Origin of the sequence: Parasphingorhabdus sp., assembly GCF_049667325.1 — a bacterium.
Taxonomy (GTDB): domain Bacteria; phylum Pseudomonadota; class Alphaproteobacteria; order Sphingomonadales; family Sphingomonadaceae; genus Parasphingorhabdus.
Window position 1 is genome coordinate 1 of sequence record NZ_JBATHY010000279.1, and the last position, 1,657, is coordinate 1,657.

General features: G+C 58.9%; 2 protein-coding genes. One reads left to right on the forward strand and one right to left on the reverse strand.

From position 1 onward, the window contains the following. The coding region (locus WBM93_RS12560) for a hydantoinase B/oxoprolinase family protein (RefSeq protein WP_424432207.1) at positions 1-1,402 on the forward strand (1,402 nt) is incomplete at its 5' end. 47 nt (positions 1,403-1,449) lie between these two features. Here the strand turns inward: WBM93_RS12560 and WBM93_RS12565 are convergent. Beyond that, on the reverse strand, positions 1,450-1,657 hold a 208-nt coding region (locus WBM93_RS12565), incomplete at its 5' end, for an SDR family oxidoreductase (RefSeq protein WP_424432208.1).

The following is a 1,657-nucleotide window of genomic DNA, read 5'->3' on the forward strand; positions in this document are numbered from 1 at the left end:
CGTCCGGATACCGCCGGTTAAAATCTATCAGAAGGGTGTCTATAACGAGGAGATGGTCAAGGTCATCCTGCACCAGAGCCGCAAGCCGGACTGGTGCGCCGCCGATCTCAACTCCCTGATCGCGTCCTGCCGGGTGGCCGCCCGCCGGGTGGATGAAATGTGCGGACGGTTTGGCGAGGATGAATTTGCCAGCGCCACCGATCAGCTGCTGGCGCGCAACCACCGCGCGATGAAACATCTGATCGAAACCAGCATCGGCGAGGAACCGGTCAGCTTTACCGACTTTATCTGTGATGATGGCGTTGGTTATGGACCATATAAGATCACCTGCAAGATGTGGCGCGAGGGCGGCGAGGTCATTCTCGACTTCGAAGGCACTGATCCGCAGGCGCCCAGCTCGATCAACTTCTTTCTCAACGAGAATATGTTCAAGATGTTCTTCGGGATTTACATGATCATGGTGTTCGACCCACAGATTCTGTTCAACGACGGTTTCTACGATCTGGTCGACGTGCGAATTCCGGAAGGCTCTCTTCTCAAGCCGAATTATCCAGCGGCGCTCGCCGGACGCACCCATGCGCTTGGCCGGATTTTCGATATTTTGGGCGGCCTGCTCGGCCAGCGCCAGCCGGAATTCCTCAACGGCGCGGGATTCTCGTCCAGCCCGCACTTGATGTATTCCGGTTTCGACAAGTCCGGCGAATGGTTCCAGCTGTTCCAGATCGGCTTTGGCGGCATTCCCGGACGGCCGTTTGGCGACGGCCCCGATGGTCATTCGCTATGGCCCGGTTTCACGAATGTTCCGAACGAGTTTCTCGAGAAATATTTTCCGCTGCGGATCGAGCGCTATGAAGCCAAGCCCGACAGCGGCGGTGCGGGTCTCTTCCGCGGCGGCAATGGCATCCATATGACCTACTGTTTCCTCGAACCCGGCACGGTCGCGATTCATGACGACCGCTGGTTCACCTATCCCTGGGGCGTCAATGGCGGCCAGCCGGGTGACCGCGCCACCAAAATTCTGGAGAGAGCCGATGGCACGAAACAGGTTGTCGGCAACAAGCAGGATGGTATCGAGGTCAAGGAAGGCGATCTGCTCCACTTCATCACCTGGGGCGGGGGCGGCTGGGGCAACCCGCTCGAGCGCGATCCGGAACTGGTTGCTCTGGAAATCCGCCAGGGACTGGTCACAGTTAAAGGCGCCCGCGATTATGGCGTGGTGATTGCCGAAGACGGCAGCGTTGATGGGACAGCCACAGAAAGCCTGCGCGCGGAAATGACGCAGAATGTCGTCGAGACAGACGGGCCGTTCAACTTCGGCCCCGATATCGAAACGCTGCGAGCCAATTGTCTGGCAGAAACCGGACTGCCGGCACCGGTGCAACCCGGGAGCGTCACCGCCTAAACTTTCGCATCGATCCGCGTGACCGAGGCTTCAGCAAGGCCTGGCTGTCAGAGCGATTGCCCGTCGTCGATGATGATATCCGACCCGGTTACCATGCGTGACGCGTCCGAAGAAAAATACAGCATCATCGGATCAAGTGATTCGATATCCTGCAGCCGGCGGCGGTGGAACCCGGCAATTTGCGCTTCGCCTCCCGCGGTCTGATACCAGTCGCCCTGGATTTCGGTCGGGATATAGCCGGGATGGATGGTGTTG